The organism is Streptomyces coeruleorubidus, assembly GCF_008705135.1.
Classification (GTDB): domain Bacteria; phylum Actinomycetota; class Actinomycetes; order Streptomycetales; family Streptomycetaceae; genus Streptomyces; species Streptomyces coeruleofuscus.
In genome coordinates this window covers 2,661,909-2,674,122 of record NZ_CP023694.1, presented here as the reverse complement: position 1 = coordinate 2,674,122, position 12,214 = coordinate 2,661,909, and the positions used below count along the sequence as shown (strand labels likewise).

General features: G+C 67.7%; 11 protein-coding genes. 9 read left to right on the top strand and 2 right to left on the bottom strand.

Annotation, left to right across the window (positions count from 1 at the left end; genetic code table 11):
* Window positions 1–24 precede the first annotated feature (24 nt).
* A complete protein-coding gene (locus CP976_RS12435; protein WP_150480411.1) occupies window positions 25–1,404 on the bottom strand; it encodes a cysteine desulfurase/sulfurtransferase TusA family protein in 1,380 nt (459 codons plus the stop codon).
* Window positions 1,405–1,668: 264 nt separating this feature from the next.
* On the opposite strand from CP976_RS12435, the gene ctaC reads away from it, so the two are divergent.
* The 4 genes from ctaC (at window position 1,669) to CP976_RS12415 (ending at window position 6,150) form a co-directional block, all read left to right on the top strand.
* Window positions 1,669–2,634: an aa3-type cytochrome oxidase subunit II gene (ctaC, locus tag CP976_RS12430; protein ID WP_150480410.1), complete on the top strand. Its 966-nt coding sequence runs from the start codon at window positions 1,669–1,671 to the stop codon at window positions 2,632–2,634.
* On the top strand, window positions 2,631–4,367 hold the full coding sequence (ctaD, locus tag CP976_RS12425; protein WP_150480409.1) for an aa3-type cytochrome oxidase subunit I: 1,737 nt from the start codon (window positions 2,631–2,633) through the stop codon (window positions 4,365–4,367). Before ctaC ends, ctaD begins: the two co-directional genes overlap by 4 nt.
* Window positions 4,364–4,762: a cytochrome c oxidase subunit 4 gene (locus tag CP976_RS12420; protein WP_107458433.1), complete on the top strand. Its 399-nt coding sequence runs from the start codon at window positions 4,364–4,366 to the stop codon at window positions 4,760–4,762. Before ctaD ends, CP976_RS12420 begins: the two co-directional genes overlap by 4 nt.
* Before the next feature lie 131 nt (window positions 4,763–4,893).
* Window positions 4,894–6,150, top strand: a complete 1,257-nt coding sequence (locus tag CP976_RS12415; RefSeq protein ID WP_150480408.1) for a L,D-transpeptidase — start codon at window positions 4,894–4,896, stop codon at window positions 6,148–6,150.
* A 76-nt stretch (window positions 6,151–6,226) separates the two neighbouring features.
* Here the strand turns inward: CP976_RS12415 and CP976_RS12410 are convergent, their stop codons facing one another.
* Window positions 6,227–6,628, bottom strand: coding sequence for a response regulator (locus tag CP976_RS12410; RefSeq protein ID WP_150480407.1), 402 nt, complete (start codon window positions 6,626–6,628; stop codon window positions 6,227–6,229).
* A 145-nt stretch (window positions 6,629–6,773) separates the two neighbouring features.
* On the opposite strand from CP976_RS12410, the gene ctaE reads away from it, so the two are divergent.
* The 5 genes from ctaE to trpD all read left to right on the top strand — a co-directional run bounded on the left by ctaE (window position 6,774) and on the right by trpD (window position 12,180).
* The gene (gene ctaE / locus CP976_RS12405; RefSeq protein ID WP_030249479.1) at window positions 6,774–7,394 is read left to right on the top strand and encodes an aa3-type cytochrome oxidase subunit III; all 621 of its coding nucleotides are present in this window, start codon (window positions 6,774–6,776) and stop codon (window positions 7,392–7,394) included.
* 77 nt (window positions 7,395–7,471) lie between these two features.
* Complete coding sequence (qcrC, locus tag CP976_RS12400) at window positions 7,472–8,284, top strand: cytochrome bc1 complex diheme cytochrome c subunit (RefSeq protein WP_150480406.1); 813 nt, start codon at window positions 7,472–7,474, stop codon at window positions 8,282–8,284.
* On the top strand, window positions 8,281–9,360 hold the full coding sequence (gene qcrA / locus CP976_RS12395) for a cytochrome bc1 complex Rieske iron-sulfur subunit (RefSeq protein WP_150480405.1): 1,080 nt from the start codon (window positions 8,281–8,283) through the stop codon (window positions 9,358–9,360). The genes qcrC and qcrA overlap by 4 nt, the downstream gene beginning before the upstream one ends.
* The gene (gene qcrB / locus CP976_RS12390) at window positions 9,357–10,979 is read left to right on the top strand and encodes a cytochrome bc1 complex cytochrome b subunit (RefSeq protein ID WP_086839575.1); all 1,623 of its coding nucleotides are present in this window, start codon (window positions 9,357–9,359) and stop codon (window positions 10,977–10,979) included. The genes qcrA and qcrB overlap by 4 nt, the downstream gene beginning before the upstream one ends.
* Window positions 10,980–11,115: 136 nt before the next feature.
* Window positions 11,116–12,180, top strand: a complete 1,065-nt coding sequence (gene trpD / locus CP976_RS12385) for an anthranilate phosphoribosyltransferase (protein WP_150480404.1) — start codon at window positions 11,116–11,118, stop codon at window positions 12,178–12,180.
* The last annotated feature ends 34 nt before the right edge of the window (window positions 12,181–12,214 follow it).

Below are 12,214 nucleotides of genomic sequence, written 5' to 3'. Positions count from 1 at the left end.
AGTTCCCCGCGCCCCTCAGGTTTCTCAGCTCACCCGGCGGACCAGGTACGCCGTTCCCTCGTCCGCCGGCTCCTCACCGACGTACTCCTGGCTCCTCATCTCGCACCACGCAGGGATGTCCAGCCGGGCCGCCTCGTCGTCCGACAGCACCCGGACCAGGCCGCCGACGGGTACGTCGCCGATGACCTTCGCCAGCTCGATCACAGGAATCGGACAGCGCTTGCCCAGGGAGTCGACGACCAGGACGTCCTCCTCGCGGGCGACCTCGGAGGCGACCGGCGCCCCCAGCTTCTCCCGCACCGCCGCCACCGTCCCCGGCAGCACCTCCAGGAACCGCTCGACGTCCTCCTCGGCCACCCCCACCGGCAGGGAAAGCCGCACATTTCCCTCACTCAGTACGCCCATCGCCCGGAGCACATGGCTCGGCGTCAGCGTGCTGCTGGTGCAGGACGAGCCGGACGAGACCGAGAAACCCTCCCGGTCCAGCTCGTGGAGCAGCACCTCCCCGTCGACATAGAGACACGAGAACGTGACGACCCCGGGCAGCCTGCGTACCGGATCGCCGACCACCTCGACGTCCGGCACCGCCCGCTGCACCCGTACCCGGATCCGCTCCGTCAGCTCCCGCAGCCGCAGGGCCTCCTCGGCAGCCTCGGCCCGTACGGCCCGCAGCGACGCGGCCGCCGCCACGATCGCCGGGATGTTCTCGAATCCGGCCGCCCGACCCGACTCCCGCTCGTCCACCGGCCCTTGCGGTACGAACCGAACGCCCTTGCGGACGACCAGCAGGCCGACCCCGGCCGGGCCACCCCACTTGTGCGCGCTGGCCGTGAGCAGCGACCAGTCACCCTCCACCGGCCCCCACCCCAGCGACTGCGCCGCGTCCACCAGCAACGGCACCCCCGCCGCCCGGCACACCTCGGCCACCTCGGCCACCGGCTGCTCGGTCCCCACCTCGTGGTTGGCCGACTGGAGACAGGCCAGCGCCGTGTCCGCGCGCAGGGCATCGCCGTACGCCGCCGGATCCACCCGTCCGGTGCGGTCCACCGGGATCTGTGTGACGGTCCCTCCGGCGGCCTCGAGGGGCTCCGCCGAATGCAGTACAGACGAATGTTCGACTGCTGACACGATCAGGTGGCGCCCGGCCCGCCTCCGCCCGGCCAGCGCCCCGGCAATCCCCGTATGCACGGCACGCGTTCCGGACGACGTGAAGATCAGTTCGTCCGGTCGGCAGCCCACCGCCTCGGCAGCGGCCTCCCGCGCCGCGTCCAGCAGCACCCGGGCACGCCGTCCCTCCCTGTACAGACGCGCGGGATCCGCCCACCCTTCGTCGAGCGAGGCCAGCAGGGCCTGCCGGGCAACAGGATGAAGCGGAGCAGCGGAAGCAGCATCGAAGTAGGCCACACAGCAACGCTAAGACGTTCAGCAGGGCAGTGGACCTCAGGGGCGCGGGGAACTGCGCGACTAGCCACAAACAACCCGCAGCCGCCAAACCAGCGAACCACCCCTCCGCATAGGCACCCCTCCCCGAGAACCCCCGGAGGGCGTCGGCTAGGGTTTGGTCCGCATAAACATCCAAACCCCTGCCCGACGCAGGGCGGCGACCGACCAGCGAGAAGGCCAGGCCGCAGCCGATCCGCGCGGGCGAGACTCTCGGGAAGGCGCTACGTGAGTCCCAACGGCTCCGACCGCTCGCCGCGGCGCCCGATGCGGCGGAAGCTGCTGCAGGCACTGACCGCGGGCCTGGTCTTGGCGACAGCCACCGGTTGCTCGTACAACTGGGAAGACTTCCCCCGCCTTGGTATGCCCACCCCGACCACGGAAGAGGCTCCGCGGATCCTCTCCCTGTGGCAGGGGTCCTGGGCGGCTGCGCTCGCCGTTGGCGTGCTGGTGTGGGGTCTGATCCTGTGGAGTGCTTTCTTCCACCGGCGCAGCCGCACCAAGGTCGAGGTTCCTCCGCAGACCCGGTACAACATGCCCATCGAGGCGCTGTACACCGTGGTCCCGCTCATCATCGTCTCGGTGTTGTTCTACTTCACCGCTCGTGACGAGTCCGAGCTGCTCAGCCTCAAGAAGAAGCCCGACGTCACGGTCAACGTGGTCGGCTTCCAGTGGAGCTGGTGCTTCAACTACGTCGAACCGGTCGCCGGTTCCACCGGTGACGCCAAGAAGTCCCCGGAGCTCGACGCGATCCCGGACCGGTTCAAGAAGGACTTCCCGGCCGACGCCGGCGGCGTCTACGACTGCGGTACCCCCGGTACGCGGAACCCGCAGACCAACAACCCGGGTCCGACGCTCTGGCTGCCCAAGGGCAAGACGGTCCGCTTCGTCCTCACCTCGCGTGACGTCATCCACTCCTTCTGGGTGGTGCCGTTCCTGATGAAGCAGGACGTCATCCCGGGCCACACCAACGCCTTCCAGGTGACCCCCAACAAGGAGGGGACCTTCCTGGGCAAGTGCGCCGAGCTCTGCGGCGTCGACCACTCTCGGATGCTGTTCAACGTGAAGGTCGTCTCCCCCGAGCGCTACGAGCAGCACCTCAAGGACCTCGTGGACAAGCAGCAGACCGGTTACGTTCCCGCCGGCATCGCGCAGACGAGCCACGAGAAGAACCGGGAGACGAACAACCTGTGAGCATCCTCAACGAACCCCAGGGTGCCGCGGCAGCAGGGTCCCACTACCAGGACGAGCTGCCGGTCAGGCGCCAGAACCGCGGCAGTGTCGTGGTCAAGTGGCTGACGACGACGGACCACAAGACGATCGGCACGCTGTACCTGGTGACGTCGTTCGCGTTCTTCGTCATCGGTGGCGTGATGGCGCTGTTCATGCGCGCCGAGCTCGCCCGGCCCGGTCTGCAGATCATGTCGAACGAGCAGTTCAACCAGGCGTTCACGATGCACGGCACGATCATGCTGCTGATGTTCGCGACGCCGCTGTTCGCCGGCTTCGCGAACTGGATCATGCCGCTGCAGATCGGCGCGCCGGACGTGGCGTTCCCCCGGCTGAACATGTTCGCCTACTGGCTGTACCTGTTCGGCTCGCTCATCGCCGTCGGGGGCTTCCTCACCCCGCAGGGCGCGGCCGACTTCGGCTGGTTCGCCTACAGCCCGCTCTCGGACGCGGTCCGTTCCCCGGGCATCGGCGCCGACATGTGGATCATGGGTCTGGCCTTCTCCGGCTTCGGCACCATCCTCGGCTCGGTCAACTTCATCACCACGATCATCTGCATGCGCGCCCCGGGCATGACGATGTTCCGCATGCCGATCTTCACCTGGAACGTGCTGCTGACCGGTGTGCTGGTCCTGCTGGCCTTCCCGGTGCTGGCCGCGGCGCTGTTCGCCCTGGAGGCGGACCGCAAGTTCGGTGCCCACATCTTCGACTCCGCCAACGGCGGGGCGCTGCTGTGGCAACACCTCTTCTGGTTCTTCGGCCATCCAGAGGTGTACATCATCGCGCTGCCGTTCTTCGGGATCATCTCCGAGGTCATCCCGGTCTTCTCCCGTAAGCCGATGTTCGGTTACCAGGGTCTGATCGGCGCGACCATCGCGATCGCGGGTCTGTCCGTGACGGTGTGGGCGCACCACATGTACGTCACCGGCGGTGTGCTGCTGCCGTTCTTCTCCTTCATGACCTTCCTGATCGCGGTCCCGACCGGTGTGAAGTTCTTCAACTGGATCGGCACCATGTGGAAGGGCTCGCTGTCCTTCGAGACGCCGATGCTCTGGGCGACCGGCTTCCTGATCACGTTCACCTTCGGTGGTCTGACCGGTGTCATCCTGGCCTCGCCGCCGATGGACTTCCACGTCTCGGACTCGTACTTCGTGGTGGCCCACTTCCACTACGTCGTCTTCGGCACCGTGGTCTTCGCGATGTTCTCCGGCTTCCACTTCTGGTGGCCGAAGTGGACCGGCAAGATGCTGGACGAGCGCCTCGGCAAGATCACCTTCTGGACGCTGTTCATCGGCTTCCACGGCACGTTCCTGGTCCAGCACTGGCTGGGTGCCGAGGGCATGCCCCGCCGGTACGCGGACTACCTCGCGGCCGACGGCTTCACCGCACTGAACACGATCTCGACGATCAGCTCGTTCCTGCTCGGCATGTCGATCCTGCCGTTCTTCTACAACGTGTGGAAGACGGCCAAGTACGGCAAGCCGGTCGGCGTCGACGACCCGTGGGGCTACGGCCGCTCCCTCGAGTGGGCGACCTCCTGCCCGCCGCCGCGGCACAACTTCGTGATCATGCCGCGGATCCGCAGTGAATCCCCGGCGTTCGACCTGCACCACCCGGAGATCGCCGCTCTCGACCAGCTCGAGAACGTCGGTCACGGCGAGAAGTCCCTCGCTGGCGGCAAGGAGGCCGGCAAGTGAAGATCCAGGGCAAGATGTTCATGTGGCTGAGCGTCTTCGTGCTCGTCATGGCGGTCGTCTATGGCGTGTGGTCGAAGGAGCCGGCCGGCACCACGGCCCTCTTCCTGGCCTTCGGCCTGTGCATCATGATCGGCTTCTACCTCGGCTTCACGGCCAAGCGGGTCGACGTGGGCGCACAGGACAACAAGGAGGCGGACGTCGCGGACGACGCCGGCGAGGTCGGGTTCTTCAGCCCGCACAGCTGGCAGCCGCTCTCCCTGGCCATCGGTGGCGCCCTCGCCTTCCTGTCGATCGCGATCGGCTGGTGGCTGATGTACTTCTCGCTGCCGATCATCCTGATCGGCGTCTGGGGCTGGGTCTTCGAGTACTACCGCGGTGAGAACCGCACCCAGTAACACGAGCCGAGCGCTTCAGGGGCCCGGACACTCCGCAAGGAGCGTCCGGGCTCCTGCTTTTGCCGCAATACGTGTCACTCGTACGAGTCACCCGGCGTGCCGCAGTTGACGCGGCTTCCTAGCGTGAGGCCATGAGCCACACAGCGATCTCCCGCCCCCGCACCGCCGTCAGCTGCACGCTGCTGGTGATAGCCCTCTGCGCGGGCCTCACCGCCTGCGGCTCGGACGGCAACCCGCTCTCCCACCGCCCCTACGACGCGGCGGACCAGATCTCCTTCAACGCCCCCTCGGAGGGCCGCAAGAAGGCCGACCCGGACAAGCCCCTGGAAGTGGTCGCCGAGGACTCCGACGGGCGCATTACGGACGTCACGGCCTACGACACCGCCGGACGCTACGTGGCCGGCGAACTCGCCGCCGACGGCGGCCGCTGGCACAGCACCTCGCCGCTCGCCGCCAACGCCAGCTACACGGTCCGTGTGAGCACCGAGGACGAGGACGGGGCACCCGGCCGCAAGGTCCTCACCTTCGACACCGGCAAGACCACCTCCAAGAAGCGCCTGGACGTCACCTTCGGCCCCAAGGCCGGCACCTACGGCGTCGGCCAGCCCATCACGGCCGAGCTGAGCCAGCCCGTCAAGGACAGATCCCAGCGGGCCGTCGTCGAACGGGCCCTCAAGGTCTCCTCCATGCCCGCCACGGACGGTGCCTGGCACTGGGTGGACGACAAGAAGCTCCACTACCGCCCGAAGGACTACTGGCCCACGCAGGCCACCGTCCAGGTCCGCAGCAACCTGGAGGGCATCAAGATCGGCGACCGGATGCGGGGCGGCAAGGCCAAGCCGCTGACGATCAACACCGCCGACAAGGTCATAGCCGTGACGGACGCCGCGGCACACCAGATGACCGTCTACAAGAACGACGAGATCGTCCGGCAGATACCGGTCACCACGGGCATGCCCGGCTACGACACGCGCAACGGCGTCAAGGTCGTCCTGGCCAAGGAGGGCACCGTCCGGATGACCAGCGCCAGCATCGGCGCCTCGGACTTCTACGACCTGATCGTCCACCACTCCGTGCGGGTCACCAACAGCGGCGAGTACGTCCACGCCGCCCCCTGGTCGGTCGGCTCCCAGGGCTACGCCAACGTCAGCCACGGCTGCACCGGCATGAGCACCGAGAACGCCGCGTGGTTCTACGAGAACGTTCGCGAGGGCGACATCGTCAAGGTCATAAACTCCGGCGGCGACACGATGACGCCGTTCGGCAACGGCTTCGGCGACTGGAACCTCGAATGGAAGCAGTGGCGCACAGGCAGCGCCCTGACAGCCGGCACCCCGGAGGGCCCGACACCGGCGGACAGGGCCCGCCTACGCCCTCAGAGTGTCTGACCTGAAGGGGCGCGGGGAACTGCGCGACAAGCCACGGAACACCCGCACCCGCCGGACTGCCGCCGAACCCGAGCTCCTAGGCGTGCAAAGCCGCCCTCTCCCGCAACAAGGAAGCCAGGGCCGCGGCGAACTCCACCGGATCCACCGGCAACGTCACCGCCGACTCCGCCCGGCTCCAGGTCGCCAGCCACGCATCCTGCGGCCGCCCCATGAGCAGCAGCACCGGCGGACAGTCGAACACCTCGTCCTTGATCTGCCGGCAGAGCCCCATGCCCCCCATGGGCACGGCCTCACCGTCCAGCACACAGACGTCGATCCCACCCCGGTCCAGCTCCTTGAGCACCGCCGCCGGAGTCGCACACTCCACGAACTCCACCAAGGGAACGTCCGGCGCCGGCCGCCGTCCCGTGGCGAGCCGCACCTGTTCGCGGGTGGTGGAGTCGTCGCTGTAGACCAGCACCGTGGCGGTCGGCTGCATTGTTCCTCCGTGACGTCAGCGTCGTAAGGACAGGCCCGTTGGGCCGGATGCTACTCCCTTGAACACCACGTCAACACCGGTACGACCGGCTTAGACACTCCGAACGGCACCCCCCGGAGTGAGGGCGGGATAAGCGACCGACATAATGTCGGTCGTGGCGACAGCAACGACAGTAGAAACCGGGCACGCGCACCCGTCGGTCAACCGGCCGAACCTCACCAGCGTCGGAACCATCATTTGGCTGAGTTCCGAGCTGATGTTCTTCGCGGCCCTCTTCGCGATGTACTTCACCCTGCGATCGGTGACGGGTCCCGATCACTGGAAGGAGATGGCGAGCCATCTCAACTTCCCGTTCTCGGCGGCGAACACCACCATCCTGGTGCTCTCCTCGCTCACCTGCCAGCTCGGCGTCTTCGCCGCCGAGCGCGGTGACGTGAAGAAGCTGCGGATGTGGTTCATCGTCACGTTCGTGATGGGTGCGATCTTCATCGGCGGTCAGGTCCTCGAGTACACCGAGCTGGTCAAGGAGGCGGGCCTGTCCCTGTCCTCCGACCCGTACGGCTCGGTCTTCTACCTGACCACCGGCTTCCACGGCCTGCACGTGACGGGCGGTCTCATCGCCTTCCTGCTGGTCCTGGGCCGGACCTACGCGGCCCGGAGGTTCACCCACGAGCAGGCGACCGCCGCGATCGTCGTGTCCTATTACTGGCACTTCGTCGATGTCGTCTGGATCGGCCTCTTCGCCACGATCTACATGATCAAGTAGCGGGACCGCAGCGCGCGCCCGACGAGGCACGCATCCCAGAAGCACCGACGCAGAAGATCCTGACACCGGGGTAATCCGTGAAAAAGCTCTCCGCACGACGACGCCACCCGTTGGCGGCGGTCGTCGTCCTACTCCTCGCGCTGCTCTTCAGCGGGGGGCTGTATGCCGTGTTCGCACCCACGACCAAGGCTGAGGCCGACGAGTCAGCCCAGTCCCTCACCATCGAGGAGGGCAAGAGGCTCTACGCCGTCGGCTGCGCCAGTTGCCACGGCACCGGCGGTCAGGGCACCTCCGACGGGCCGAGCCTGGTAGGCGTGGGCGCCGCGGCCGTGGACTTCCAGGTGGGCACCGGCCGCATGCCGGCCGCCACCTCCCAGGGCCCGCAGGTCCCCAAGAAGAAGAACATCTACAGCCAGGCCGAGATCGACCAGCTCGCGGCCTACATCGCCTCGCTGGGCGCCGGGCCCGCCATCCCGACCGAGGAGCAGTACGGCCCCCAGGGTGCCGACATCGCCAAGGGCGGTGAGCTGTTCCGCACCAACTGCGCGCAGTGCCACAACTTCACCGGCAAGGGCGGTGCGCTGACGCACGGCAAGTACGCACCGGACCTCGAGGGTGTCTCCCCGAAGCACATCTACGAGGCCATGGAGACCGGCCCGCAGAACATGCCGTCCTTCCCCGAGACCACGCTCTCGGAGGAGAACAAGAAGGACATCATCGCGTACCTGGACGCGGTCAACAGCAGCAAGTCCGAGAGCCCCGGCGGTCTCGAGCTCGGCGGCCTCGGGCCGGTCAGCGAGGGTCTGTTCGGCTGGATCTTCGGTCTCGGCGGGCTGATCGCCGTCGCCGTGTGGGTCGCCGCCCGGACCGCAAAGGCCAAGAAGTCATGAGTAGCCAAGACATTCCCGAAGAGAACCTGCCTGCCGAGCAGTCCGAGCAGACCGCAGGACATGACGAGCACGGGCACGGGGCACTGAGCCCCGCGGACGAGCACCCGTTCGCCGACCCGGGCCTGCCCCCCCACGAGCACCGGATCCAGGACGTCGACGAGCGGGCCGCCAAGCGGTCCGAGCGCTCGGTCGCCCTGATGTTCACGGTGTCGATGCTGGCCACCATCGCCTTCATCGCCGCGTTCGTGGCGATCCCGGTCGACAAGTCGGTCTACATCTTCCCGCTGGGCCACATCAGCGCGCTGAACTTCGCGCTGGGCATGACGCTCGGCATCGCGCTGTTCTGCATCGGCGCGGGCGCCGTCCACTGGGCGCGCACCCTGATGTCGGACGTGGAGATCGCCGACGAGCGGCACCCGATCGAGGCGGAGCCCGAGGTCCGCGAGAAGGTCTTCGCGGACTTCAAGCAGGGCGCCAAGGAGTCCGCGCTCGGCCGCCGCAAGCTGATCCGCAACACCATGTTCGGCGCGCTCACGCTGGTGCCGCTCTCCGGTGTCGTACTGCTGCGCGACCTCGGCCCGCTGCCCGAGGACAAGCTGCGTCACACGCTGTGGTCCAAGGGCAAGCTGCTCGTCAACATGAACACGAACGAGCCGCTGCGTCCGTCGGACGTCGCGGTCGGTTCGCTGACCTTCGCCAAGCCCGAGGGCCTGGAGGAGCACGACCACGAGTTCCAGAACGAGATCGCCAAGGCCGCCCTGATGATCGTCCGGATCCAGCCGGAGAACATCAAGGACAAGCGCGAGCTCGAGTGGTCGCACGAGGGCATCGTCGCCTACTCGAAGATCTGCACCCACGTCGGTTGCCCGATCTCCCTGTACGAGCAGCAGACGCACCACGTGCTCTGCCCCTGCCACCAGTCCACCTTCGACCTCTCCGACGGTGCCCGAGTGATCTTCGGCCCCGCCGGTCACGCCCTGCCGCAGCTCCGCATCGGCGTGAACGACGAGGGCTACCTCGAGGCGCGCGGCGACTTCGAAGAGCCCGTCGGCCCTGCTTTCTGGGAGCGCGGATGAGCACTGCACAAGAACGACGCAAGGCGCCCGCGGGTGAGCGGGTCGCCGACTGGGCCGACGGCCGCCTCGGGATCTACTCCCTGGCCAAGGCCAACATGCGCAAGATCTTCCCGGACCACTGGTCCTTCATGCTGGGTGAGATCTGCCTCTACAGCTTCATCATCATCATCCTCACGGGTGTGTACCTGACGCTGTTCTTCCACCCGTCGATGAACGAGGTGGAGTACCACGGCAGTTACGTCCCGCTCCAGGGGCAGCTGATGTCGGAGGCGTTCGCCTCCACGCTGGACATCAGCTTCGACGTCCGCGGCGGTCTGCTCATCCGGCAGATCCACCACTGGGCGGCGATCATCTTCCTCGCCGGCATGTTCGTGCACATGATGCGCGTGTTCTTCACCGGCGCGTTCCGCAAGCCGCGTGAGATCAACTGGCTGTTCGGCTTCCTGCTGTTCGTCCTGGGCATGTTCACCGGTTTCACCGGCTACTCGCTCCCGGACGACCTGCTCTCCGGCACCGGTGTCCGCTTCACCCAGGGCGCGATCCTGTCCGTGCCGATCGTCGGCACGTACATCTCGATGTTCCTGTTCGGCGGGGAGTTCCCGGGTACCGACTTCGTCGCCCGGTTCTACTCGATCCACATCCTGCTGCTGCCGGGCATCATGCTCGGGCTCGTGGTCGGCCACCTGATCCTGGTCTTCTACCACAAGCACACGCAGTTCGCGGGTCCCGGCCGGACCAACAAGAACGTCGTCGGAATGCCGCTGCTGCCGGTCTACGCGGCCAAGGCCGGAGGCTTCTTCTTCCTGGTCTTCGGTGTCATCGCGGCCCTCGCCGGCATCGCGACCGTCAACCCCATCTGGGTGCTGGGCCCCTACCGGCCCGATCAGGTGTCGACGGGTGCACAGCCCGACTGGTACATGGGCTTCGCCGAGGGCCTGATCCGGGCGATGCCGGGCTGGGAGATCGACTTCTGGGGTCACACGCTCGTCCTGGGCGTGTTCATCCCGCTGGTCCTCTTCGGTCTGTTCCTCGGGATCATCGCCCTCTACCCGTTCATCGAGTCGTGGGTCACCGGGGACAAGCGCGAGCACCACATCCTGGACCGGCCGCGCAACGCCCCGACGCGCACCGGCTTCGGTGTCGCGTGGATCACCGGCTACATGATCATGCTGATCGGCGGTGGCAACGACATCGTCGCCACCCACTTCCACCTGTCGATCAACGCGGTCACCTGGTTCGTCCGGATCGGGTTCTTCGCCGGACCGGTCATCGCGTTCATCATCACCAAGCGCATCTGCCTCGGCCTCCAGCGCCGCGACAAGGAGAAGGTGCTGCACGGCCGCGAGTCGGGCATCATCAAGCGCCTGCCGCACGGTGAGTTCATCGAGGTGCACGAGCCGCTCAGCCAGGAGCAGATGTACACGCTCACGGCGCACGAGCAGTACCAGCCGGTCGAGATCGGCCCGACGGTCGACGAGAACGGTGTCGAGCGCAAGGTGAAGGGCTCCGAGAAGCTGCGCGCCAAGCTCAGCGAGTCCTACTACGGCGAGGGAGCCCAGATCCCGAAGCCGACCGCCGAGGAGTACCGGGAGATCACGAGCGGCCACGGCCACCACTGATCACTGCTTCGCCACGCCACAGAAGGGCCCCGTCCGGTGTTCGGACGGGGCCCTTCGCGGTGCCCGGGGCTGGATAGGGTGGACCTCGTTGAGACTCTCGTCCCGTAGTGCGGGACGCCTGACCCTGGAGCGGCTTATGAGCGCTGTGATCCCCGCTGGAGGCGACACCGCGGCGGGCCGCTCCTGGCCCCTGCTGTTGAACGGTCTGCTGGACCGCCGGGACCTGACCGCCGACGACACCGCCTGGGCGATGGACCTGATCATGCGCGGCGAGGCGACGGATGCGCAGATCGCCGGGTTCGTGGTGGCGCTGCGGGCCAAGGGCGAGACCGTCGAGGAGATCGCCGGCTTCGTCCGGGCGATGTACGAGCACGCCAACGTGATCGAGGTGCCGGGCCCGGCCGTCGACATCGTCGGCACGGGCGGCGACGGGGCGAAGACCGTCAACATCTCCACGATGTCGGCGATCGTCATCGCCGGCACGGGTGCGAAGGTCGTCAAGCACGGCAACCGCGCGGCGTCCTCGGCGTCCGGGGCGTCGGACGTGCTGGAGAAGCTCGGCGTCAATCTGGAACTGCCGACGCACCGGGTGGCCCAGGTCGCCGAGGACGCCGGGATCACCTTCTGCTTCGCGGCGAAGTTCCACCCGGCGATGCGGCACGCGGGCGCGGCCCGCGGCCAGTTGGGCATCCGGACGATCTTCAACGTCCTCGGCCCGCTGACCAATCCCGCGAAGGTACGCGCCCAGGCCGTCGGTGTCGCGGATCCGCGCATGGCACCGATCGTCGCGGGCGTCTTCGCCGAGCGCGGCCACTCGTCCCTGGTCTTCCGGGGTGACGACGGCCTCGACGAACTGACCACCACCGCCACGTCCCGGGTGTGGGTCGTCCGCGACGGCAAGGTGACCGAGGAGGCCTTCGACCCGCGCGACGTGGGCATCGAACTCGTCCCCGTGGAGGCGCTGCGCGGCGCGGACGCCTCCTACAACGCGGAGGTCGCCCGCCGTCTGCTGGACGGCGAGACGGGCCCGGTGCGGGACGCGGTCCTGCTGAACTCGGCGGCTGCCCTGGTGGCCCTCGATCCCGGCCAGGGGCCGCTGGCCGAGCAGATCCGTGCCGGCATGGCGAAGGCGGCCGAATCGATCGACTCCGGGGCCGCAAAGCGGACCCTGGAGCGGTGGGTGGCGGCGAGCAACGCGTAGCGCCGGGTGTCCCGCAATCCGGACGCGGGTTGCG

Coding starts and splice junctions, on each gene's coding strand:
- ctaE (WP_030249479.1), top strand. CDS start 6,774: ATGTCGGTCGTGGCGACAGCAACGACAGTAGAAACCGGGCACGCGCAC.
- CP976_RS12415 (WP_150480408.1), top strand. CDS start 4,894: ATGAGCCACACAGCGATCTCCCGCCCCCGCACCGCCGTCAGCTGCACG.
- CP976_RS12410 (WP_150480407.1), bottom strand. CDS start 6,628: ATGCAGCCGACCGCCACGGTGCTGGTCTACAGCGACGACTCCACCACC.
- trpD (WP_150480404.1), top strand. CDS start 11,116: ATGAGCGCTGTGATCCCCGCTGGAGGCGACACCGCGGCGGGCCGCTCC.
- qcrB (WP_086839575.1), top strand. CDS start 9,357: ATGAGCACTGCACAAGAACGACGCAAGGCGCCCGCGGGTGAGCGGGTC.
- qcrA (WP_150480405.1), top strand. CDS start 8,281: ATGAGTAGCCAAGACATTCCCGAAGAGAACCTGCCTGCCGAGCAGTCC.